This is a genomic window from Peribacillus sp. TH27 (assembly GCF_016650915.1).
GTDB classification, from domain to species: domain Bacteria; phylum Bacillota; class Bacilli; order Bacillales; family DSM-1321; genus Peribacillus; species Peribacillus butanolivorans.
This window is the reverse complement of sequence record NZ_JAEKEV010000002.1, coordinates 218,990-244,174: the sequence shown is the minus strand read 5'-3', so window position 1 is coordinate 244,174 and position 25,185 is coordinate 218,990. Positions and strand designations below refer to the sequence as shown.

20 protein-coding genes and 2 pseudogenes are annotated in these 25,185 nt (G+C 37.1%); 3 read left to right on the top strand and 19 right to left on the bottom strand.

The genetic code is table 11. From position 1 onward, the window contains the following. Nucleotides 1-27: 27 nt before the first annotated feature. The 6 genes and pseudogenes from JFU24_RS02715 to JFU24_RS02690 all read right to left on the bottom strand — a co-directional run bounded on the left by JFU24_RS02715 (nt 28) and on the right by JFU24_RS02690 (nt 7,774). Nucleotides 28-1,913 (bottom strand): annotated as a pseudogene (locus JFU24_RS02715) (sigma-54-dependent Fis family transcriptional regulator). A 268-nt stretch (nt 1,914-2,181) separates the two neighbouring features. Then, nucleotides 2,182-2,958, bottom strand: coding sequence for an acetoin reductase (locus JFU24_RS02710; RefSeq protein ID WP_201224515.1), 777 nt, complete (start codon nt 2,956-2,958; stop codon nt 2,182-2,184). A 35-nt stretch (nt 2,959-2,993) separates the two neighbouring features. Beyond that, nucleotides 2,994-4,376, bottom strand: a complete 1,383-nt coding sequence (gene lpdA / locus JFU24_RS02705; RefSeq protein ID WP_201249458.1) for a dihydrolipoyl dehydrogenase — start codon at nt 4,374-4,376, stop codon at nt 2,994-2,996. A gap of 17 nt (nt 4,377-4,393) precedes the next feature. Next, the gene (locus tag JFU24_RS02700) at nt 4,394-5,623 is read right to left on the bottom strand and encodes a dihydrolipoamide acetyltransferase family protein (protein WP_201249457.1); all 1,230 of its coding nucleotides are present in this window, start codon (nt 5,621-5,623) and stop codon (nt 4,394-4,396) included. A 102-nt stretch (nt 5,624-5,725) separates the two neighbouring features. Further along, on the bottom strand, nt 5,726-6,760 hold the full coding sequence (locus tag JFU24_RS02695; protein WP_201249456.1) for an alpha-ketoacid dehydrogenase subunit beta: 1,035 nt from the start codon (nt 6,758-6,760) through the stop codon (nt 5,726-5,728). 21 nt (nt 6,761-6,781) lie between these two features. Further along, entirely contained in the window at nt 6,782-7,774 is a 993-nt protein-coding gene (locus JFU24_RS02690; protein ID WP_201224509.1) for a thiamine pyrophosphate-dependent dehydrogenase E1 component subunit alpha, read from the bottom strand. A 1,174-nt stretch (nt 7,775-8,948) separates the two neighbouring features. Between JFU24_RS02690 and JFU24_RS02685 the strand changes: the two genes are divergently transcribed. Both JFU24_RS02685 and JFU24_RS02680 read left to right on the top strand, forming a co-directional pair. Next, the gene (locus tag JFU24_RS02685) at nt 8,949-9,530 is read left to right on the top strand and encodes a TetR/AcrR family transcriptional regulator (protein ID WP_201184675.1); all 582 of its coding nucleotides are present in this window, start codon (nt 8,949-8,951) and stop codon (nt 9,528-9,530) included. Between the two features lie 26 nt (nt 9,531-9,556). Continuing rightward, complete coding sequence (locus JFU24_RS02680; protein WP_201249455.1) at nt 9,557-10,759, top strand: MFS transporter; 1,203 nt, start codon at nt 9,557-9,559, stop codon at nt 10,757-10,759. Nucleotides 10,760-11,298: 539 nt separating this feature from the next. Here the strand turns inward: JFU24_RS02680 and JFU24_RS02675 are convergent. The 13 genes and pseudogenes from JFU24_RS02675 to cdaS form a co-directional block, all read right to left on the bottom strand. Next, nucleotides 11,299-13,287, bottom strand: coding sequence for an acetoacetate--CoA ligase (locus JFU24_RS02675; protein WP_201249454.1), 1,989 nt, complete (start codon nt 13,285-13,287; stop codon nt 11,299-11,301). 117 nt (nt 13,288-13,404) lie between these two features. Continuing rightward, entirely contained in the window at nt 13,405-14,151 is a 747-nt protein-coding gene (locus tag JFU24_RS30000; protein WP_342214660.1) for a HAMP domain-containing sensor histidine kinase, read from the bottom strand. Nucleotides 14,152-14,264: 113 nt separating this feature from the next. Further along, entirely contained in the window at nt 14,265-14,528 is a 264-nt protein-coding gene (locus tag JFU24_RS29995; RefSeq protein WP_242485419.1) for a LytS/YhcK type 5TM receptor domain-containing protein, read from the bottom strand. A gap of 412 nt (nt 14,529-14,940) precedes the next feature. Continuing rightward, nucleotides 14,941-16,080, bottom strand: coding sequence for an acyl-CoA dehydrogenase family protein (locus tag JFU24_RS02665; RefSeq protein ID WP_201184681.1), 1,140 nt, complete (start codon nt 16,078-16,080; stop codon nt 14,941-14,943). A gap of 122 nt (nt 16,081-16,202) precedes the next feature. After that, a complete protein-coding gene (locus tag JFU24_RS02660) occupies nt 16,203-17,450 on the bottom strand; it encodes a GTPase (protein ID WP_201249453.1) in 1,248 nt (415 codons plus the stop codon). A gap of 154 nt (nt 17,451-17,604) precedes the next feature. Then, nucleotides 17,605-18,357 carry a helix-turn-helix transcriptional regulator gene (locus JFU24_RS30970; RefSeq protein ID WP_056522848.1) on the bottom strand — a complete coding sequence of 251 codons (753 nt, stop codon included), beginning with the start codon at nt 18,355-18,357 and terminating at the stop codon, nt 17,605-17,607. A gap of 263 nt (nt 18,358-18,620) precedes the next feature. Further along, nucleotides 18,621-19,367, bottom strand: coding sequence for a type I methionyl aminopeptidase (gene map, locus JFU24_RS02650; protein WP_057215668.1), 747 nt, complete (start codon nt 19,365-19,367; stop codon nt 18,621-18,623). Between the two features lie 935 nt (nt 19,368-20,302). Further along, a complete protein-coding gene (locus tag JFU24_RS02645; protein WP_201249452.1) occupies nt 20,303-21,100 on the bottom strand; it encodes an ABC transporter permease subunit in 798 nt (265 codons plus the stop codon). Between the two features lie 45 nt (nt 21,101-21,145). After that, nucleotides 21,146-21,943, bottom strand: coding sequence for an ABC transporter permease subunit (locus JFU24_RS02640; protein WP_201184688.1), 798 nt, complete (start codon nt 21,941-21,943; stop codon nt 21,146-21,148). A gap of 6 nt (nt 21,944-21,949) precedes the next feature. Continuing rightward, nucleotides 21,950-22,834, bottom strand: a complete 885-nt coding sequence (locus tag JFU24_RS02635) for an ABC transporter ATP-binding protein (RefSeq protein WP_201249451.1) — start codon at nt 22,832-22,834, stop codon at nt 21,950-21,952. A 68-nt stretch (nt 22,835-22,902) separates the two neighbouring features. Beyond that, nucleotides 22,903-23,304: a hypothetical protein gene (locus JFU24_RS02630; protein ID WP_242485255.1), complete on the bottom strand. Its 402-nt coding sequence runs from the start codon at nt 23,302-23,304 to the stop codon at nt 22,903-22,905. Nucleotides 23,305-23,361: 57 nt separating this feature from the next. Further along, a pseudogene (locus tag JFU24_RS31155) lies at nt 23,362-23,418 on the bottom strand (TetR family transcriptional regulator); the annotation flags it as partial. A gap of 260 nt (nt 23,419-23,678) precedes the next feature. Beyond that, complete coding sequence (gene cdaS, locus JFU24_RS02625) at nt 23,679-24,299, bottom strand: sporulation-specific diadenylate cyclase CdaS (protein WP_201249450.1); 621 nt, start codon at nt 24,297-24,299, stop codon at nt 23,679-23,681. A 321-nt stretch (nt 24,300-24,620) separates the two neighbouring features. On the opposite strand from cdaS, the gene JFU24_RS02620 reads away from it, so the two are divergent. Continuing rightward, complete coding sequence (locus JFU24_RS02620) at nt 24,621-24,941, top strand: 2Fe-2S iron-sulfur cluster-binding protein (RefSeq protein WP_056522869.1); 321 nt, start codon at nt 24,621-24,623, stop codon at nt 24,939-24,941. Nucleotides 24,942-25,185 lie beyond the last annotated feature (244 nt).

Below are 25,185 nucleotides of genomic sequence, written 5' to 3'. Positions count from 1 at the left end.
ATTCCAATGAAAAATACACATCCATGACTATAGACCATATTTATGAAGCCGCTTGTAAAATGTACTTCTAGGGAGATCTATCAATTTTGCAGCTGCGGTGACATTTCCTTGTGTCCTTTGCAATGCCTCTAGCATTAAATCTCTTTGTATTTTTTCTCGGGTTGTCAGTTCATTTTCCTTAATCCAATTTTTATCAATTTCCTTCGGAGACTGGCAATCCACTTGCTGCGTAATTGCTAGTGAATGCATAGAATTTAATAATTGTTCATAATCTACTCGACCATCTTGAAGCAAGATAGACAATCGTTGCAGAACATTCTGTAGTTCTCTTATATTCCCTGGCCAATTGTAACCCTTTAAACTATTTAATAATTCTTCTGATAATGGAATATTCCAGTTATTCACTTCACTAAGATAGCGGACAAGATACGGAATATCCCCTTTCCTTTCCCTTAAGGGTGGTACAAATACAGGATAAACATTTAAACGATAATATAAATCTTGGCGAAAGGATCCTTCATTTACAAGCTCTGCAAGGTTACGATGTGTTGCTGTAATAATGCGAATGTCTAAAGAAATACTTTTTGTACCACCAATCGGAACGATTTTTTTTTCCTGAAGTACACGCAATAACGCCACTTGCATGGCATGTGGGATTTCACCAATTTCATCGAGAAAAATGGTCCCTCCATTAGCCTGCTCAAATTTCCCTTTATGCCCTTGACGCTTAGCCCCTGTAAATGCGCCTTCGACATAACCAAATAATTCACTCTCCATTAAATCTTTGGGGATGGCTCCGCAATTTATGGTGATAAACGGTCCTTTTTTTCGAGGACTATTTTCGTGAATAGACATAGCAACAAGCTCTTTTCCAACCCCTGTTTCACCAGATATATACACATTAGCTTCGGTTGGTGCAACAAGCTTTACTTTATGTAATGTGTTTTGAAACGCTTCACTAATACCCATTTCACCCTTGAAATTAAACAACTTAGATGGCGAAGAAGTTGGAAAAAGCCTATTTTGGGTATGACTAAGACCTTCTGATAAAAATAAACACTTTCCTGATACCCTTTTATCTTCTGTAGAAATAAGAAGAGATTCCTTTTCAATTTGGTATCCAAAGTTTAAAAAATCAGACAGTCTCATTCCAATAGATTGAGAAATTTTTTGACGAACTTGTTTGCTGGCTGAAGTGATGATTTCTTTATGATTACAAACAATAAAGGGGCGGTCTGGATAAGCTTCTGCTAGTTCAATAGATTGCTGAGTTAGTGCCAACTCTCTTTTATAGGAGCGAACCGCCATCTCTTGTTCTATCGTATACGCCAAAGTGGCAACCATACCAAGCATAGATGGATGAAAATATTCAACCGGACACGATATATCTAAAACGCCCATTAACATCCTATCTTCATTAAAAATAGGCATTGCAGAACAACTCCATTTATGTGAGGCAATAGAGTAATGTTCGGTTCCTTGAATCATTACTGCCTCCCCCGTTTTCAAAGCGGTTCCAATCGCGTTTGTTCCGACTTCACCCTCCGTCCAGCGTACGCCTTCCACAAAATTTATTTTACCTGCTTCATCCATAATTTTTTCGTTTCCAGATAGGGAAAGAACATATCCATCAGGGTCTACTAATAAAGCCATCATTCCAGACTCTTTAATCGCTTGGTTCATTCTTGTTAATTGGGGCGATGCTACATCTAGAAGTACGGAGTTTTTTTCTCTTTGAACGTTCAATAAATCATTTGTTAACACATGATTACCTTTATTTAGATACGGATTGACTTGTTCTTTTTTACAGCGATGCCAAGATTCCTTAATTCGCTTGTCCAACCGATTTGAATCGAGAACCCCTCACTAATAAAACGTTCCCATGTACGTAAATAACAACTAGTGGATAACATATAATCCTCCTCTAATCATCTGGTTTAAACATTTTCAACATTCATTTGAAAAATAAGAGCATGTCTTTTCAATCAAGAGAAATAATACCGTGGAGTAATAAAAAGGATGTTGATCGAGGTCCACTTTATTATAGTAGATTATGTATACGCTTACAATATTTTGATTACAATTAACAAAAACTTCACAATAAAAGCTTCACATGATCATTCACGTGAAGCTTACTTATTAATCATTTATGCGTAATGCCTATTCCTATAATGCTTGTTTTTATGAAAAAATGACGCCTCCATCAATCATGATAGATTGTCCTGTCATATAGTCAGAATCTCGTGAGGCGAGATACGATACAAACTTCGCAACATCCTCTGGGGTCTCAGGTCGTCCCAAGGTAATAGAATCCGAAAACTTTTTAAATGCTTCTCCTTTTCCCAGATTCATATATTGCCCCATTTTTTCATCGATAAGATCCCACATTTGTGTACCGACGATACCTGGACAGTATGCATTTACCGTAATTCCAAACTGAGCCAATTCTTGTGCTGCCGCTTGTGTAATGCCTCTAACGGCAAATTTAGTTGCTGAGTAAGTTCCTAGTAGGCTAAACCCTTTGTAACTAGCTATACTGGCAGCACTAATAATTTTCCCGCCTTCTTGCTTTTTCATTTGCTCAGCAGCCGCTTGAAGACAAAAAAGCACACCATTTACATTTATACTAAAAATCTGTTCAAGGTCTTCCTGAGTCACTTCAAGCAATGGTTTAATTTGGGCAATTCCTGCATTTGAAACCATAACATCAAGTTGTCCAAAATGATCCACAACTTGATCAACCATATTGAATACTTCATTTCTTTTACTTACATCAGCTTTCACTGCAAAGCTTTCACGTCCAAGTTCCTTAATTTCGTTTACAACCGATTCGGCGCTATCCAAATTGACGTCGTTAATCACCACATTCAATCCATCTTGAGCTAGTCTTAATGCAATCGCACGTCCAATTCCACGACCTGAACCAGTGACAATCGCCGTTCGATGACTAATAACCATACAAAATACCCCCAATTCAAAAGGATTCATTTCATTTAAGTATGCACTGCTTGGCCACTAACGCTTAATAATGCCTCATGTATGCACTCCGACAAGGTTGGGTGCGCTGCTATTAGATCTTCCATAATATCAGTTGTAATTTCCGCATGGAGCATGACCGTTCCTTGACCAATTATTTCTGTCGCGTGTGGGCCAACGATGGAAAACCCAAGTATCTCATTAAATTGAGGATCTACTACGACTTTGACCTTTCCAATCTGTTTGTTAGAAATGAGAGCTTTTCCATTTGCGGAAAAAGGAAATTCTCCAACTTTAATATCACCATAATTATTTCTTGCTTCTGTTTCCGTCAATCCTACGCTAGCAATCTCAGGGGAAGTATAAATACATCGGGGAATTGCTCGATAATTTACTTTAGTCTCGTGTCCACAGGCATTCAGAGCAGCTACTCTTCCCTCATGAAAAGCTACATGTGCAAGTTGGATTCCACCAATCACATCACCACAGGCATATATTGAAGAATTACTTGTTTGCATTTGATTATTTACAGAAATACCATGTTTGGAAAAATCAATACCATTCCGCTCTAGGTCCATTCCGTTTACTCTAGGCTTTCTCCCTATTGAAACAAGTACGTAATCGGCATGAACTTCGTCAATACTGCCATCACCTTTATCTAAAAATACTTTCTTATTATTGGTATTCATGTCTTTGACAGATGTGGAGGCATGGATTATTACCCCTTGGCTTTCCAATTCTTTATGTAGGACGGCTGAGATATCTTCATCTTCCCCTGGGAGCAGCTTTTCACCCATCTCAACGATTGTAACCTTAGTGCCCATCCGGCTATAAATACTTGCAAACTCGCATCCAATGACTCCGCCTCCAATAATCAAAAGTGAAGTAGGAATAGAAGGGAGTGACATGGCTTGGCCACTATGGATGATCCATTTACCATCGAACGGTGCAAATGGTAATGGAATCGGTTCGGAACCTGTAGAAATAATGATTTTACTAGCTTCAATCTCTTCATATTTATTGTCATTTTCTATCCGAAGTTGGTGGTTCGTTATTAAAGAAGCTCTTCCTTGAATTACTTTTATTTTATTTTTTTTCATTAAATAATGAACGCCTTGGACAAGTGTCGACACAATAGCTTTCTTTCGTTTCTGCACCACTTCCCAATCGATATCAATTGAGTTAGATGGGAGACGGATTCCCAATTCACCTGCATTTTTCACCAACTCATACGTATCAGCACTTTCTAACAAAGACTTCGTTGGCATGCATCCTTCGTTTAAACAGGTTCCTCCAAGTGGCCCATCGACAACCAGTATCACTTCTTTTCCCTGCTGGGCAGCAGTAATTGCCGCTACATACCCAGCAGGACCGCCTCCGATAATTGCTATACGATTCAAGAGATTTCCTCCTTTTTCTATAAAAGCATAGTCATTGGCTCTTCTAAATATCTTTTTATTGTTTGTAAAAAGGCAGAAGCAGGAGCCCCATCTAAGACACGATGATCAAAGGTTAAACTGAGTGGCAAAATAGTTCTTCTTTCCAACGTATCTTCAATATAGAGCGGAGTATCATAAGCAGAGCCAATTCCAAGAATTCCTGTTTCCGGGGTATTTAAAATCGGCGTGAAGTGTTCTACACCGTATGCTCCCAAATTGCTGATCGTAAAAGTAGAGCCATTCATTTCTTCAGATGGCAATTGACCTTCACGAGCAAGCTTAGCTAGTTCCTTTCCTTTCTTCGATAACTGCTTTAGTGTACAGACATCCGCATTTCTTATAACTGGAACAACTAACCCCTTTTCCAAGGCAACAGCTAATCCAAGATGTACATGCTCAAATAAATGGATTTTATCTTCTACATAAGCACTGTTCATTTTAGGGTGATCTTTTAATGAATGGACGACAGCTTTGGCAACAAAGTCTGTGACCGTCAGTTTACTATCATCATGTTTTTGAATAATTTCTGTAGCTTGTCTTTGCAATTTGATTAAAGCGGTTACATCTGCCTTCATCGTAAGAGTTAATTGAGCACTACTTTGTAAGCTATCCTGCATACGTGTGGCAATAATTTTCCGCATTCCGTTTACAGGAATCTCCTGTGTTTTCTCTATAGATTGCGCAGGGATTAAGATACTATCTTCTTTATTTTCAAGCTTTGATTCAGGACTCTTAATTGCTTTCTGTACATCATCTTTAGTAATTCTTCCACCCGGTCCAGTGCCTTGAATTTTCTCAATATCAAGATTAGCGGCCTGTGCCATTTTACGTGCAACAGGGGTAATCATCACACGATCCACATTTTTACTAATTGGCAAATTAGGTAGATCTGGATTTTTCTGTGTTTCTTTTTTGTGGTTTTCCGGCTTGATTTCTTCAGCAACAGGCTCATTAACCAATACGTTTTCATTCGGATTTCCGATATAACAGATAACTGTTCCAGGAGGGACGCCTTGTCCTTCTGGTACAGCTATGTTTAGTATCGTACCTTCTGACGGCGACTCGATATCCATTTCTATTTTCTCAGAATTAATGCTGGCTATTGCTTCGCCCTTTTCTACAGTATCGCCGACTCCCTTACTCCATTCCGAAACAGTACCTTCTTTCATTGCCATGCCTAATTTCGGCATTACTACTTCAACAGCCATGTCTTTTTTCTCCCTTCAGCTTTGTTTCTTTGCCTATCATTGGTTTCAGGCTCCAACTTTCGAGGATCAATGCCAAAAAGGTGGAGCCTTTTTCATTTTTACTTACACCCTAAGAATAGATGGTTCTCCTAACAATTCTGATACAACTTTAATTACTTTCTCTGGTGTAGGTAGATAGATATCTTCTAGTGGTGGAGAAAAAGGTACCGGCGTATGTGGTGCAGTAATTCTTTTTATTGGCGCATCAAGCGTATCAAATCCTTTATCCGCGACCAATGCTGCAATATCTGTGGCCACGCTGCACCTTGGATTTGCTTCATCCATCACAATAAGACGGTTTGTTTTTGCGACGGAGGAAAGAATCGATTCTTCATCCAGCGGTGACAAGCTCCTTGGATCAACAATTTCAACTTCAATGCCTCTACCAGCAAGTTGTTCAGCAGCATACATTGCCGTATGAACTTGTTTACCGATAGCAACGATGGTTAAATCTGAACCAGACCGTTTTATTTCTGCTTTTCCGATTGGAATCGTATAATAACCTTCTGGTACCTCACCTACCATGTTATATAGCGTTTTATCTTCAAAAAAGATTACTGGATCATTATCCTCGATAGCTGAGAGTAACAGCCCTTTTGCATCATAAGGGGAAGAGGGGACAACTACTTTCAGTCCCGGAATACTTGTAAACAAGGCATATAAGCTTTGCGAATGCTGAGCTGCTGCCCTAAATCCTGCGCCATGCATCGTACGAATCGTAACAGGAACTTGCGCTTTTCCTCCAAACATATAACGGAACTTGGCCCCTTGATTTAAAACCTCATCTAAACAACTCCCAATAAAATCGTTAAACATTAACTCTGCAATCGGACGTAATCCCGTAGAAGCTGCTGCCATAGCGGCTCCCATATACCCTGCTTCGGCAATCGGTGTATCTAAAATCCGGTCACGACCAAATTCTTGCACTAATCCTTTTGTAACCCCTAAAACACCACCCCATGCTTCGTCATCTTGAAGGTGATCAACTTCTGCTCCGCCGGCTACATCCTCTCCCATAAGAATGACATTTTCATCTTTTCTCATTGCGAGCGCCATTGCTTCATTTATTGCTTGTGACATACTGATTTTTCTACTCATCTCAATTCCTCCTTTTATTGTTTAATAAGAAACATAAACATCGTTTAATAAATCGGAAGCCTCTGGATATGGGCTTTCTTCACTAAACTTAACAGCTTGTTTAATTGCCTCTTCAACTGAATTCTCGAGGGAAACCAATTCAGTTGAAGCTAACAGATTCTGATTCAGTAAGTATTTTCTAAATTGAGCAATAGCATCTTTTTCTTGTTTATGTTCTTTCTTGTCTTGTTCTTTTTTATATTTCTGAGCATCGCCCTCGAAGTGTCCATAATTTCTATAGGTTACGCATTCTATTAATGAAGGACCTTCTCCTCTGCGAGCTCTTTGAACTGCTTCTTCTGCTGCCTGATAAACAGCAATTACATCCTTCCCATCCACTCGAACTCCCGGGATATTGTAGCTTATCGCACGATCGGCTATTGTTTTGCAGCTAGAAGCATAATTAAAAGGTGTGGCTTCACCATAACCATTGTTTTCAGCAATAAAAACAACAGGAAGATTCCAAATAGCCGCAAGATTGATCCCTTCATGAAAAGTGCCGTGATTATTAGCACCATCTCCAAAAAAACATACACTTACATGATCAGTTTTTTTATACTTGGCAGTTAATGCTGCACCACAAGCAAGTGGAAAGCCTCCTCCGACAATACCGTTTGCGCCTAACATTCCTTTATCTAAATCGGCTATATGCATGGAACCGCCTTTTCCTTTACAAAGACCTGTTACTTTCCCGTAGATTTCGGCCATCATTCCATTTAGGTCGCATTCTTTAGCTATACAGTGACCATGACCCCGATGAGTGCTTGTAATGCTGTCCTTTTCTGTAAGGTGGGCACACACTCCTACTGCCACCGCTTCCTCCCCAGCATACAAATGAACAAATCCTGGTAAGATTCCCTTAGCAAATGATTCATGAACTTGGTCTTCGAATTTTCTAATCTCAAGCATTTTTTTGTACATCCAATAAGCCTTGTCCTGTGATAACTGAATTTCTTTAGTTTGAATCGTTTCCATATTCCAGCCCCCAATCTTAATAATGAGTCAATAATATATAGTGCAATTTACGTGCCAAAATGGAAATTCGCTATATTAGGAATTTATCTATTTTCTAGAGAAACAAAACGAGACAAAATGAGATAGTTGTCTCGTTTTGTCTCGTTTTAAAAGAAAAATGATAAAGGTGGTTTTAGAATTTTTTATATAGAATGTATGTAACATGATTTAGCATGCAAAATTGATAGGTACTATTAAATAGCAGTTCAAAAACTAATAGAGATGGGGACAAAAAAAGACGGATCCATTTTGCTCCGCCTGTATTTGTAGCTTTGTAATAAAGTTTGATAAAAAGTAACCTTATTTGGTTGTTAACACAAAGACTCCATTTTGAAAAAAGTTTGATTATTTCATTGAACCTTCTTCTGCTAAAGCCCCCGTTAGTTCCATAAAAGTGCTGCTGACCTGCTCCGGATATTGAAGTAAAGCACCGTTAAGTTGAAGAAGACGTCGCTTCCACCTACCTTTAGATGGTTATTATAGAAATCTCACATTATGAAATATATGTATTTTTCATTCCGTTCGATTATTAATTCTTCTATACCTAAAATTGCTGTATCTGATTTTGTTGTTTGTTCTTGAATCCATGGCAGGTAAAACTGAATTATTAAATTCTTCGTACGCTTTTTTGGATTAGTATTTCTGGATATTGCAAAGAAATAAATACCTATCGTTCTACCTCTTTGGTAAGAGGCAGTGGCGATAACGGTAGACAACTACTATCAAATTCAAATTGTCTAGTCAGACCAAAGCAAATATTTAGTTCGTCGCTATTCAAAAGTTGATATTTAAGATGCTTTTGTAACATATTTCTCAGTATCGTTCGGATTCCCATAATAAGTAAATTACCTCAACTTATAAAAAAAGTTGCGTAGCAACCCTGTAATAGAAGTAAATCCACCTGTTAGGTTGAAGATCGTTCTGCATTACCGCGCTGCACTATATTACAGATAGGGCCCGTTTGGTTATGTAAGTCGATACCTGACATAATAATCTGTATTACAATATTTATTATTACTAAAGTATTTAACATTAAATTATTTGTTTAGATATCTAAATATATTTTCCACTTGCTTATGTTTATTTAATTTGCTAATATAACTGACGAACGTTCGTTAGATTCGAGGTGATTTTATTGAAAAGCAATGAAATTAAGGAGGCAGCTCTAAAATATTTTACAATTCATGGTTATGAAGGAGCATCCCTTTCTCTAATAGCTGAAGAAGTCGGCATGAAAAAGCAATCCATTTACGCACATTTTAAAGGAAAGGATGATCTTTTTCTACAAGTTTTACGTGATGCTAAAGAGACTGAATTATCTTCAAAACTCCAATATTTCAGTGAAATTGATTCACAAAATCCTAAATCAGATTTATACGGATTTCTACAATTGGTAATCGATCTTTTCCAAAAAAATGAGCAGTTAAAGTTTTGGCTACGTATGTCTTTTTTTCCGCCAGCACATCTTGCGAAAGCAATCGAAAAGGAAGTAATCGATATAGAAGATAAGGTGCAGGTGATACTGGAAAGTAAATTTCAGGATTGGATCGATGCTAAAGTAATAGTCGGAGATGTATCAAAAACGCCGACCTTTGCCTTCTTAGGAGTAGTCGATTCTATTTTGCTGGAGCTTGTATATGGCAATGATGAGAAGCGGCTGAAGGATAAATTAGAAGCCTCTTGGACAGTATTTTGGAGAGGTATTTCACATCAATGATTCATAAAGAAAGGAGGTGTTGATACATGGAGAAAACAATAAAAGAACAAAAGGCGGTATTAATTATTCTTCTAAGCAATATATTCATTGCTTTTCTGGGAATTGGACTCATTATCCCCGTTATGCCGTCATTTATGAATATCATGCATTTATCAGGAAGTACGATGGGCTATCTTGTTGCTGTATTTGCGGTATCACAGCTTGTTATGTCACCATTCGCGGGTCGTTGGGTTGACCGTTACGGCAGAAAGAAAATCATCATTATCGGATTATTCCTTTTTGGTGTTTCAGAACTTATCTTTGGTGTAGGCACGAACGTATCCGTGTTTTATTTATCAAGGATCCTAGGGGGAATCAGTGCCGCCTTTATTATGCCAGGTGTTACTGCATATGTTGCAGATATTACATCTGTTCAAGAAAGGCCAAAAGCAATGGGCTATATTTCAGCCGCCATTAGCTTGGGCTTTATAATAGGACCTGGGATCGGTGGCTTTATTGCAGAATTTGGTATACGCTTACCCTTCTTCCTGGCAGCGGCCATTGCTTTTTTAGCATGCCTTTCATCAATATTCATTTTAAAAGAGCCGATGACAAAGGAACAGCTTGCAAAAGTTTCTGCTAATACAAAGCAAACAAACTTTATTGGTGATTTAAAAAGATCACTTAATCCACTTTACTTTATTGCGTTCATCATTGTATTTGTACTCGCTTTTGGTTTATCGGCCTATGAAACTGTTTTTAGCCTATTTTCTGATCATAAATTCGGCTTCACGCCGAAGGATATTGCAATTATCATTACAATAAGCTCTATTTTCGGAGTTGTTGTGCAAGTATTTATGTTTGGAAAACTGGTAGATATCCTCGGCGAAAAAAAGCTTATCCAATTATGTTTAATCGTCGGTGCAATTTTTGCGGTAGCGTCCACTATGATCTCTAGCTTTTTGGCAGTTCTTGTGGTAACTTGCTTCATCTTCCTTGCATTTGACTTGCTTCGTCCGGCATTGACGACATTTTTATCAAAAGCTGCCGGGAAAGAGCAAGGATTTGTTGCTGGAATGAACTCAACCTATACGAGCTTAGGGAATATCGCCGGGCCATCTATGGGAGGATTACTATTTGACATAAACATCCACTATCCTTATCTTTTCGCTGCTGTCATTATCGTCATTGGCCTTGGTATTACAGTCATTTGGAAAGAAAACCGATTGGTAGAAAGCTTAGCGAAATAATTAGAAAAGCACAGGGAGCCTTTGAACAATCAAAAACCCAGGTTTTTTCCTGCGATGATCATACAAAGTAGCTTTCCTTGTGGAGATTGACAATTTTTCTAACTCGAAAAGTTATACTTTTATTTGTATCAAAACCCTTTGTCCATATTGAACAAGGGGTTTTGATCTTATCTACTAATAAATATCCGTTGAGTCAGAATGTAGATTTAAAACGTGTTTTAGGTACTTCTTTACCCTTTTAGCTTCTCCCGCTGTCGAACCAACCGAGCCATTTTTTATATATAAAATCCTTCTGCGTCATCTTCATTTAATAATCTCAAAGAGACTTCTTCATCAATCTTATGGATAACAAATTTTTCTCTTCCGTTGTCTCTATCCTACCTTGTCTTCTAAGAAAAAAGTTACTTCCCTCTTTTTTCACCAACCTACTACTTTCGTTAAATAAAAAATATCCTGCATTAAACAGGATATCTTATCTAACCACTCTTCGTCGGAACATTTTTTAAACATCACGACTCTATTTTAAAGCCACAGTATTCTTAGAATATTTTTCCCTCATTTAATTCAAATGCTAAATCTTTGAAAAATTGAAGCGATTCTGGATTGCCCATAGAGTCTGGATTCACTACCTTATCAAACTCAAAACCTAATAGTACTTTGCGAATCGGAACTTCCATTTTCTTTCCGTTCAATGTTTTTGGTATTTGCTCAACGACATAAATTTGGTCTGGGATAAAACGAGGAGAAACATCCCCTCTAATTTGTTCCTTAATTTTTGCTTTCAGGGTAGGGTCTAGACTGTTGCCAGACTTAAGAACAACAAACATCAGTAAGGAAGAACCACGCCCTAGCACTTCTCTATCAATAACAAGACTTTCCATTACCTCGTCAATCGCTTCAACAACCCGGTAAATATCACTTGTACCCATACGTACTCCAGAACGATTAATCGTCGAATCGGAACGTCCATAAATGATACAACTGCCTTTATCGTCAATTTTTATCCAATCACCATGTTTCCAAATACCAGGATACGTATCAAAATAACTCTCGTAGTATCTTATCCCATCTTTGTCATTCCAGAAATAAAGCGGCATGGATGGCATCGGTTTGGTAATGACCAGTTCTCCGACATCATTAATTAAAGATTGGCCTTGTTCATCAAAGGCTTCGACATGAACACCTAATGCCCGTCCCTGTATTTCGCCAATTCTAACGGGTAATGTAGGCACACCTCCTACAAATCCGGCACAGACATCTGTTCCGCCACTCGATGAACTGAGCCAGATATCCTTTTTAACATTTCCATATACCCACTTGTATCCGTCACCTGATAAAGGAGCTCCTGTAGAAAAAAGAGCTTTCAATTTCGATAGATTATATTTTTCCATTGGCTTGATTCCTAATTTCATAGAATTCGTTAGAAAAGGGGCACTTGTTCCAAAGAATGTCATGCCTGTATCTTCAGCCAATTCCCAAAGAGTATCCATGTTAGGGAAGGAAGGACTACCGTCATAAAGAACTATTGTCGCTCCATTAAGCAAACCACCCATTAGCAGGTTCCACATCATCCAACCTGTCGTTATGAACCAGAAAACGGTATCTTCGGAAGTCATACTTTGATGCAATCGTGTGGATTTAAAATGCTCCAATAAAATGCCCCCATGCCCCTGTACAATCGGTTTTGGCATTCCGGTTGTACCTGATGAATAGAGGATCCAAAGCGGGTGATCGAATGGAACACTTTCAAAAGATAGATCCGCTGATTCGTTTAGAAGGGTTGACCATGGAATTATTTTCTTCAGATTTACCTCAAAGTTCGTTTTATCTATGTACGGAATCAACACTGTATGCTTGATAGTGGCTATTTCCTTTTGCAGCTGCGAAACAACTGAGGTTTTATCATACACGTTCCCATTATACTGATACCCGTCAATTGCAAGTAAAACAACCGGTTCAATTTGCTTAAAGCGGTCAATGACACTTCTTGCCCCGAAGTCGGGTGAACAACTCGACCAGATGGCGCCTATACTTGCTGTTGCCAAGAACGCTATGACGGTTTCAGGGATATTTGGCATATAGGCCACAACACGGTCACCCGATTTCACACCAAGTTTCCTTAATGAATGAGCGACAGAGGCAACTTTTTCTTTCAGCTCTTTCCAGCTTACCTCTTGCTTCTTGATATGCTCGGAACGGAAAAAAATCGCCGTTTTATCTTCTTGATCATTCGATAATGCATTCTCTGCATAATTGAGTCTCGATCCTTCAAACCACTTTGCACCCGGCATCGAATTATCTGCTAAAACCTTGTCATATTTTCTTTCAGCTTTTACTTCACAAAAATCCCATATTGACGCCCAGAAGTTCTCTAGCTCATAAACCGACCATTTCCATAGCTCATGATAATTATGAAACGCCAAACCTTTCTTTTCCTTTAACCAATTCACGTAATGACTCAATACCGTCTGATCGATTTGTTCTTTACTCGGTTCCCAAATGATTTGTCCATCTGCAAGCGTTTTCATTTAAATCATCTCCCTTTGGCATCAAATGCATTATTGAATTATTTCATATAATTGGTAGTTTAATTAAATGATAAAGTATTCTCTCAAAACCGTCAATTCACTCAAACTTAGGATGGATTAATTCTTTAATCTATCACTTTCGTTTCTATGAATAGGAAGTTTAATACAGAAGCAAGTTCCTTTCCCTTTCACACTTGACACACTAATAGTTCCATTCATACTTTTAATAATACTATAAGAAACCATCATACCTAGTCCTGTCCCTTTTTCTTTTGTCGTAAAATAAGGCTCACCTAAGCGGCTTATTTGTTCTTTTGTCATGCCAACGCCTTTATCTTGAATCTTAATTTGGAGAGTTGGGGCGTGATGGATTAAATGTATGTATAGTTCACCATTAACTTGCATCGATTCGATGCCGTTTTTTAAAATATTAAACAAGCACTGTTGAAATTTTTTTCTTTCTCCTATGATATAATAAGCGTCATCTTCCAAAAGCGATAATTTTATGTCTATTCCATTCATGTTTGCCAAGGGCTTAATAATATTTACCGCATGCTGAATCTCATCGGACACTCTTAAGTGTTCTTTATTTTCAGGGGTTGTTGCTGCAAACGTTAAATAATCATTAATGACTTCTGTAGCTCGATCTAATTCCCTCAAAGCGATATTTGCATACTTTACCTTTGTTTGCGAAGAAACTTCCTCTTGTAACATTTGAATATATCCTCTAGTTACTGTTAGGGGATTACGAACTTCATGTGAAATACTTGCAGCAAGGTGACTTACGATTTGTAACTTTTCTGCTTTTGCTAATTTTTCTAAAATCTGAAAATTCGCAAGGATGGCCTCCCACAGAATAATCACAATAACAATGCCAACGACTTGGATTATAAAGTATTGTTTCCATAAACTTATACCTATATTGATTCCAAATATTTGTGTTGCAATAAACTGTGTAAGAATCTGAACAGTAAAGATTAATAAAATACCAACGATATTTTTTTGAATACAGACATTTGTAAATAGTATTTAGAAAGAAAAGATATTGAAATACCAATTAACGGAAAAGTGATGCATGAAATATAAAATCCATTTTCTCCCCCCGACAAATATCGAATAATAAGAGTGATAGCTATTAATAAAAAACTTAATCGATAACCTCCATATAAACCACCTAAAAGAAATGGAATCCATCGGAGATCCCAAACAAAGTGTTCTTCTATTACTACTGGAAATAACATACATAGAACAAGTGAAAGAATAGGAAAAATGGCTAAGAACCATCCTTTTAATGCATCTAAACGGTACACGTATTTCACTAGATACACCATTTGCAATAAAAAGATGGGAAGAAGAATTAATAAAAAGTTAATCAGTAAATCTTTGGTCATAAGATTCATATCTACACCGAACTTTCAATGTTTTGCGAAAATTTTGAAATGCATATAAATCATAACAAGTTAGGGAATTTTAATCTAGTAAAATTATTGAGTAATTTTCAATAAAGAAAAGCGCAAAACACTGAAGTACATAATAGAATACGAAACAAGAAGCGGTCGATTCAGTCTAAAAAATGAATAGGTGAGAACTTCTCAAAAAAGACAAAAAAAAAGCACTGAAACAGTCATTTCAGTGCAGCACAAATATAATTCTTTAATAAAGAGCTGCTTTTGCGAGCATAGTAATCGTTGCATCGTCCATTGGAGGATTATGAAGTCCCGCACGTACATCTCTGTAATAACGTTGCAATGGGTTCGTCCGTTGTAAGCTTTTGGCCCCAACGACCCTCATCGCTTTATCAACGATAGATATTGATTTGTTTACGACTGATAACTTAACCGCACCCAGCTCTTTCGATAATTCATCATGATTTTCAGTTTGTGTTTCCCATTTTTCCGCGACAGAATAGAGAAAATGGCGTGCTTCACTTAATTCCAGTTCAATTTCTCCAATCATTCTTTGAACATTAGGAAGATCTCGAATTGGTCCCGGCAGGCTATTTGGTGAATAAGTTTTCGCAAATTCGACTGCATAATTTCTTGCAGCCATCGCGATTCCTAAATAGCAGGCTGGTATATGTAACAGCCATGATTCAGGTTTCTTCTTGCCAGGTTTGCTTTGCATGACATAATACTTATCTGGAAGGATGACTTCATTTAACACTAAATCATGACTTCCTGTACCCTGCATAGAAATCATATCCCATGTTTCTTCTATACTTATCCCTTTTATGTTTCGATGAACCAAAAAGGTGCCAAGTTGCTCATCGTGAGGTACCCAGGCTGTAACAAGGAAAATATCTAGGACAGGTGATAGGGTCGTAAAGGTTTTTCTGCCATTCAATACCCATTGATTACCTTTCTTGATAGCTGTCGTTTCAGGACGTCCTCCACGTGTCGGACTTCCTGTTCCTGCCTCTGATGCTGCCGTGTTGATGAGGGCACCTTTGGACACTTCATCAAACAATTCGTCCATAACCTCTTTTTCCCATGGTCTTTTTTCAGTCAGAGAAAGTACCGTTCCTACATGCCAGCCGATTCCTAAGGCAGTTGGACCACAATACTCAGCTATTTTCTCCTGGCTAAGGAGGAAATCATACAAGGATCCACCATTACCTCCATACTCTTTTGCTAGCGTTAATTTAGGATATCCGAAATCCTTTAATTCCTGAATGTTTTCAAAAGGAAAGCCTTTTGATTCATCAAGATTTTCAGATCGTCCGGAAAAAGACTTAATCGCCGCCTCTAATTTTTGTATATATTCTTTTTGCTCTGCTGATTGAAAAAACGACATGAAGATCATCCCTTCTATATATGTAAAACAATATCCTATACCATCTAGCAGGGGAATCAGCATCTGCTAGAACTCACCTTTATCATATCACTTTAGTGGTGATTACAGTTTGAATCTGTACATTAAGAGTTAATGTCTTCATTTTTATATTGTTTATTAGCATTCTTATAAGCTTCTTTCGCTTGATTCATATCTTTATTTTCTATGAAATATGCAATGGCAGCTTGACCAATACCATAAGTAACAGCTCCCGCTACCGCACCTGAAACAGCAAGACCAGCACCTGGAATGAATCGAACTGCAGCTCGAACACCTTCCCTGACAAGCAAACCAATTCCGACGTTAATTCCTAAAGCTGTGATGAATTCACTGGCAGTTTTCGTATTGATATCTTTATCTGCGATAAAACCAATCACAACAATCATCAGTCCTTGGATACCAGTCAATATTGGAAAATCAGCAAAAGGGATTGGCTCGGCACCGATTAGACTGGCAATGGCCGTGAACGTACCTACGATAGTCCGCCCAAATTTTTTCTTAACGAATTGGCTCTGTATCGCCTTTGCAGTCTTTAGTTTCGCTTCACTGGGTAAGGCCTCAATTAAGTAATCAGAAAGCAAATCTATATTCCAGCGCATGTCATATTCAATTATTCCCTTTTCATCAAAATCAATATATGAACAAATTGGAATGATGTTTAATAGTGGGATTTCACTTTCTTTAAACCGCTTAGCCATTAAACCGATGGCCTCATCAATATGCTGTTTTTTCTTAGGGTGGGCATCAAAAGGTACTTGTTTATAATGTGGCGGATCTAATTCATCTACCTGGGTGATAACACAGATTACTGGCACATCATAATGATGTTTATCTTTCACAATTTTCCTCAATTTACTTAACTCTTGTAAATCCTCTTCAATCCGAGAATCCGTTTCTTTTGCTTTGATTAAGAAAAGAAACACATCCGGCTGTTCCTCAGTCACCGCTTTAATTAATTCATCCATTGGTGTCTCTTCTTCATAGTCTTCCGTAGGAGTCTCACTCTCACCCAATCCACGAGAGTCCAACAGACGAATTTTAGGTTGAGAATCACTCGGATACCAAAGCCATTTACCTTTACCAGTTCCAGATTTAACGGAGCTAACGTATTGCCGTTCTTGGCCAAACATTGCATTAATCAGTGATGACTTCCCTGAACCGCGCCTCCCAACAAGAGCAATCCGGGGTTCCCTCGCATCGACCGTCATCGTTTTAAGCTTCAAAAGCTGATCGAACATTTTGTTCTTTTTCGATTCTGAAATAGGTAATTTATTTACCTGACCTTTAATAAACGTAAACAAACTGCCCATTTCATCGTGTTTCTCTACCATGTGAATTCCCCCTTGATAAGAACTGTTTTATATAATATTTACCCCTGATTGGTTCAACTTAAGCATGTTCATCGAACCATCCCATTACATCAGCTAAAGGGGATTTATCTGTTCTTCAGGAAACTAGAACTGGAGCGAATTGTTCATTTCTCAGTCAGGATTTATCTTTTAGAAACATAACCACACTGGCCATGTATTTTTGAATTTCTTGTACTTGATATGCGGCTGAATCAGCAATCTGTTTGTAATGATGTTGTCCTTCATCCGTAATTCGTAAATAACGTTTTGTTCGTTTTTCACTTTCCCATCTGCCAACAAGCAGGCCGGTCTCTTCCATTTCATGTGATAAATCGTATAAATACCCGTTAGAAGCAATCCAACCGAACTGATTTTTAAGCAGGTCCCCTATTTCCCCCATATAAATGGGCTTCTTTTTGAAAGCCGCCTTCAATGTGACATAACGGACTAAGTCCTTTACGGATATTATTTTCGAGAAATAAGATCGGTATTCCTCAGGAAGTTCGTTCACAACCGGAGGGTTTTCACCAGATCCTTTTAAATCGAACATAAAGCGGTCAATGACATTTTTCACTTCAGAAAAGCGTTCTAGAAAATTCTCCTGGTACCATTTATAAAGTTCTTTCCCTTTTTCCGTTATTTGATAATAATTTCTTCCCTTGTTCGTGTATAATGATAAATGGCCGGATTCGACAAGAGTATTAGAAATCTTACATAAGTAGTCATAGCTATGCACTTTTCCAGTAAACGTATTTTTCAGGTCCTGATGAATCGCCCTTGGATAATTTGTTTTTACTGTTAAAGAATGCAGTAAAAAAATCGTTAAAAATTCTCTCTGACTTAAACCAACCGATTCTACCGTTGTAGACAGTTTTTCCCCTTTCTTCACTGTCAAAACCTCCTTTATATTGTGTATCAGTTAACTCGTTAGAATAAATATTTCTTCGTCCTCCCCTTATTATCCTGTGCTACCACATAATAGTAAAGTTTTTAATACCTAATCCACTTAGTACTATAGTTTGGGATTTCATCTATTATTGGTTGAATAGAATTCTGAATATTCTGTCGAGGTATTCTTTCTAATAAATAATGATATTTACGACATAAAAAAAGCAACGGCCAATTATTAGGTCGTTGCTTTTTTAAATACTCTTATTGTTCCGTTAAAATAATCGGAGCTTCTTTTGTAATAACAAGAGTATGTTCATATTGAGCAGAAAGTTTGCCGTCCGTTGTTCTAGCGGTCCAGCCGTCTTGGTCCATTTTCATATGCCATGTTCCTGCATTCAACATTGGCTCGATTGTGATGACCATTCCTTCTTTCAGACGAGCACCTTTACCTGGTTTACCATAATGTAAAACAGTAGGGTCTTCATGCATTGTTTTACCAATGCCGTGTCCTGTGAAATCACGGACTACAGAAAATTTTTCGCCTTCTGCATAAGATTGAATCGCATGTCCAATGTCACCAAGGCGATTGCCTGCCCGGGCAACTTCAATGCCTCTATAAAGTGCATTTTTTGTTACATCCATCAAACGTTGAGCTTCCTCGGAAACCTCACCAACTGCATAGGTCCACGCTGAATCCGCCAATCCACCATTAAGATTCACAACCATATCAATCGTTACGATGTCTCCCTCTTTCAAGGCTTTCTTTTGCGGGAAACCATGGCAAATTACATCATTCACAGATGCACAAGTTGCATATTTGTAGCCATTATAGCCCTTTTGTTCCGGCGTTGCACCGTGCTCTGCTAGATATTTGTCGACAAACTCTTCAATTTCCCAAGTTGTAATGCCCGGCTTAATCATTTTAGCGATTTCTCTATGCGTCGCGGCAAGAAGCTTTCCTGCTTCATGCATCAAATGTATTTCTCGTTCACTTTTTATTGTAATCATTTAAAATCCTCTTTCGTTTAATATCTTTTCTGATTGAGACTCCTTATTTATCATATGCCTTTTTTTATATAAAAAGCAACCAAAAACCCGGTAAAATTACCGGGTTAATAAATTGATCGCCATTTCTGTATCCGTAATCGGCTTGTAACAAACGTAATTCTCACAAATATAAAACGTTTTATCATCGTTTACCTTTTGACAACTTTCATTAAAAGACGCAAACTCCGCTAGTTTCTGGCTATCTTTGCTGACCAGTAGGTGCACTGTGCTTCTATAAAGTCATTCCTGTGAATCCTTGCTCATTGATATAATGTGCAAGTGCATGGAAATGAGCCTACCTACTCATACTTTTTTACTTCTTGCTATTCTGATTCAATAGGCTTAAAAATTGATTCAGATGAAAACATATTAAAGTAGATATTAACAAGTACCTTATTTAGTTTTTGATTTACCACACTTCGCTTGGTATTGTCCAAAGCATTTTTCATTATTACTGCCGCAGTTTATCCTCATCTTTAGGGATGCTACTATCTCCACATACATATATAAATGACCTTTTTCTTTTTTCCTGAATCAGTAACTTGTAACTCACACATTGTAGCTGTGGAATCTATAGGAATCTAATTTCTTTTAAAAGAATCCTAGTTATATGATTTTTTTATCATTGTAAGGACTTAACTAAAATGTGTTCATGAAACTATACTAACTCCAGCCATCACTATTTATTTATTAGGCTTTAGTTACTTCATAAAAGCGCCCTTTTCTGGAATAAAGCTCAAGGATTTAAATATTTACAAATCCTGAGTAATAATAGTTAAATTTTTTATAAATCTTTTAGCTATTTGCTTTCAAAAGTTTTATTTAATGGGGCTATGTTACATTTCATTGTTGCTTTTTATTTCCATGAAAAAAGACCGAAAATTACGGTCTTTGTACTAAACATTCAAATCTCTTTTTTTATAAAAAACATAGGTTACGACCAAAAGTGTTAGAATCAATATTAGTGAAATTACTACAAATATTACATCCAAACCGCCGCCATACATTACATTTTTCGCTTCAAAATATTTAAATGGTGTAAGATATCTTAAGCCTTCAAGGTTCTCATTCAAATCAATAACGATTGATAACAAATACGTTAGTAAAAGGATTCCAGCCGCTACAGATGCAGCCGTTTTTGGCTTCTTTTTTACAGCAGCAAGTGCGCTGCCGATGACCATGAACAAGACCTGCAAAAAGAACATTGCCGCCATTAATATGGCTATTTCACCATTAACCGCCTCACCATCGCTGTATTTCCCTAAAAGAATAATGGACGAAACGAATGTTGCGAGATTAAAGATTACGATATTAGTGAATGCTGCCAATAGCTTATTTGTAATGACTTTACTTCTAGATACTGGTTTGACGAATAAAAACTCGGATGTTTTATCCCGTTCTTCTTTAGCAATAATGGTTGCTCCAAGCATTACCGCATGAATGGTTGCCATTAATAATAAATAGAGAAAAAGCATTCCATAGTAGCCGCTGGCCTTCGTTAAATCTAAATCACTGAAACCCAATACAGCCCGCAGCGATTTTGGAATATCTGCGATCAAATCATTTATCGATTGCCCCGATGACGAATATGCTTCATATTTAGTCATTCCTGATGTCACCATAAGGAAGACACCGATGCTCCAAAATATGAGCGATTTTCGATGATACTTCATTTCTTTTAAAAATATATTCATGACCCAACTCCTCCATATAGCGTTCCACAAGTAAAGCAAGCATTCTTAAACAGCATGTATATCCTTCTTGTTATAGACGACATAACTAGCTGCTATGGCAAGAATGATAATAACTGCACCAACAATCAAAAATGTTGCTTCATAGCTGGAATGTTTAATGATATAAGCCGCGTCGAAATATTTAAACGGGGAAATATAACGTTTCACTTCATCACCTGTCGTATCACTGAACATTCCCACAAAGTAGAAAACAAAGACAGTGGCAAGCGAGACGGTCAGCACGGATTTGATCCTTTGGACAATAACAGAAATGATGATCCCCAAGGCTAAGAATAGGAGTTGAATGAAAAAAATTGTAAGCGACAGCAAAAAGAAAATTTTCAAGCTAAACTCATCAGTCTTGACTTGTAATGCCACAAAGCTAGCTGCCGCGAAATAAACGATATTCGTCATGACAATCGAAACAAAAGCTGCCAATAACTTGGCTGTCAAAATTTTAGTACGGGTAACAGGCTTCGTTAACAAAAAGTCCGCTGTTTTTGCAAGGACTTCCTTGCTGACAATAGAAGTGCCGAGATTCATTGCCTGGATTGCTGCGCAAAGAGTAATGAACGATAATGGGAAGCTATAGAATCCTATAATAGTAAAGAAATTTTCTTGATTAAACCCAAGTGCGTTTCTTATCGCAGCCGGATAATTTTCCAATATTTTTTTAAAATCCTCTGCATCCTCTGCAAATGAGGAATACATCGACATGAAAATAACGATGATCACAATTAACGATAGAGACCATATGATCGTAGACTTTCGATAAGCCTTCAATTCATGCATAAAGATATTCATAGTTTCTTAGGCCTCCTTTTCGTAATAATGCATAAAGATCTCCTCAAGGTCCGGCTCTTCGATCCATAGATTCGCGATTTCAATTTCCGCGATTCTTTTCATCACTGTATTGATATTACCTCTAAATAAAAAGCTGATTACGTTATTGTTAACCTCTAATTTATTGACCCCTCCGATTTGGAAATAATTCTTATCTAGGGCAGATTTCGTCTCAATTTTAAACTTTTTATAGTTGTTCTCCTGTAAGATACTAATCTTTTCTACCGTTACGATTTTACCTTCTTTAATGATGGCAACTCGATTACATAATCTTTGAACCTCGCTGAGGATGTGCGACGAAAATAGAATCGTAGCACCTTTTTTATTCTCTTCCTCTAATAGTTCAAAAAATTTTTGCTGCATTAATGGGTCAAGCCCGCTCGTGGGTTCATCCAAAATAATAAGTTTAGGTTCATGGAGAAGCCCTTGAACAATCCCGACCTTTTTCTTGTTTCCTAAAGAAAGGTCATCAATTTTTTTATTGAGATCCAAGTCCATTATTTTTGCTAAATCTTTGATTCTCTTACTACAATCCTTTTTATAAAAACTGGCTGAGTAATTTAAAAGTTCCTTTACTTTCATATTGTCATAGTAAAAAACTTCTGATGGTAAATAGCCAATTTCCTTTTTTATTTCTGGAGCAAAACGAATACAGTCTTTCCCAAAAATAGTGGCGCTTCCGCTCGTTGGGTAAATGAGCGATAATAATGTGCGAATCGTTGTCGACTTCCCGGCACCATTCGGTCCTATAAACCCGAAAATTTCACCCTGTTCAACATTAAAACTAATATCGGATATTCCTCTTGATTTGCCGTAAGTTTTGGATAGATTTTTAATTTCTATTACGTTCATTTATAATTCCTCCCTTTTTTCTCATCGGTATGCGGAATTACCAATTTTAGAAATGATGGATCACTACCTTATTCGTACAAAGAATCCCTTAGTATTTCCAAGTATTCTTCCATTTCTGCCATTGTCTTATCGCTAGCGATTTGCTCCAGGGATAGGGACGATACTTTTTCTTGCATTTGATACGCAAACCCTTCTAATGTCCAATTAATAATGTTGATCGCCTTTTTAATATCAATCCCTTTTTTAAATTTAGAAAGATCAATATCGGAAAATAATTTATTAAAGGAACTTTCGAACAATTCCTTCCCCCTGCTGTTTATATCAATTTTAACTGCAGGGGAGGAGTCTTTATAGATCGACTTAACGAAATTTAACATTTCAGGGTAAATTTGATATATTCCAATTTTCAGTAATGCGATTTGCCGATAGCGGACAAAAATGTCTTTTTCTTCCCAATTTATTTTTTCCATAATTTTATCCATTAGAATATCGATCATATGTTCATACAAGAATAAATATAATTGCTTTTTATTTTGAAAATAATGAAATAATAACCCCTTTGATATTCCTGCTTCCTTGACGATTTCATTGTTTGAAAAAGATTTTAATCAAAAACACGCTCTTAATATATTCATTTGAATCATTCTTTTATTAAAAATTTTGATGATTTCTGTGATCCTTCCCCCGTTAAAGCGCCCGTTAATTGAGTAAGCGTTCAGAATTTCAATAAAATGCGAGACCAATTGTGTATCCAATATAAGCTAGGATAACACCAAAGGTGGTTACTGTATTTATATATAGTGCGACTGTAATTAATAAAAAATATGATTTTAGAAATTCTTATCTATAGAGACCCATGATTAGTAATTGGGTACAGGTTCCCATTTAAGGCAAATGAAACTCTACCTGTTTCCTCAGATACTACCAGTACAAGAGCATCACTTCGTTCAGTTAAACCTAAAGCAGCACGATGGCGTGTTCCAAGTTTTTTACCCCCTGATGATCTGTCTGAAAGTGGAAGGACATTTGCTGCGGAATCAATATGATTAAGAGTAACCAGTACAGCACCATCATGTAGTGGATTTCCAGGGAAAAAAATTGATTCCAATAAAGAATGGTTTAATTCTGCTCCAATTGAAATTCCTGGTTGAATCAAAGACTCAAGAGAATCTTCCCGTTGAATCACAATTAAGCCACCATGTCTCAGATTCGACATATTTTGTACACAAATTGATAATTCGGGATATTTGTCCGTAAACGGAGACAAATAACAGTTTAAATAAAAAGTTGCAGCTTTCATGTCAATGTAGACAAAATTTTCTTTGATTTTTTCAAAATTTCCAAGAAGACAATAGTTTTCATTATCCATTGCTTCTAAGTTATTCTGTAATTCAGTTATTACTTGGCGAATATCCTCTTTTAATATTTGTTTCATTGGTGAAAAATCGCAATTACCATTATTCACAGACACGCACCTCCCTTCTATTTTTTCACTCTCTTTTTTGCGATAATCATCATTGAACGCAAAAAGTTCAATCTAGATTTTTATTTATTTATTTATATCGGTTTACATCTTGTTCAATCTAGATTTATTAATGTACTTAAAGTTTGTCTTCAAGAGAGTTATTATTCATTAATGAAAGCAAAACGAGTTTTCCATTTCTTCATTCATCTTTTTACATCAATCAGGAATGACTTTACATTTTATTATGTCATAAGGGCAAGGTAAGACAATAAATATGTTAAAGACCAATTGGAAGATATTATATATATGAGGTGGTATAAAATGCCTTACGTAACTGTATTTGACCAAGGAACTTTTGAAGTTGAAATGGGTAAAAAGTTAGTATTAGCTCTAGAAGATAACGACATTAATATTCTCCATCGATGTGGAGGGAAAGCAAAATGTACGACTTGCAGAGTAGAAATATTGGCAGGTGATTTTTTTGAGGTAACACATAAAGAAAAAAAGGCTTTTGAGGAAAAAGGAATGGAAGATCATTTGCGTTTATCCTGTCAAATTTTTGTCAATGGAGACATAACCATTCGACCGATCATGACTGTAGAAAACTCTCGAATAGACGCTGGACCAAGGCCAGCTGACTAAATTTGAACAATATTTTATTCAGTGACCCATTCTAACATCATAACATCAAAATATAAGCTGCAGCCGATTCGTGATCAGTAGCAGCTGGAAGATATGAAATAGAGGCTGAAGCACCATTAATTAAACAATACTCAGGACTATCGGCAGTTAAATAAGGGTTTAAAGTTCTGCTGTCGTTCCGGGGATAGAATGGATAATAATCTTATATTCTTAAATACTTTTCAAACAAAAAAGAGGTTCAAAT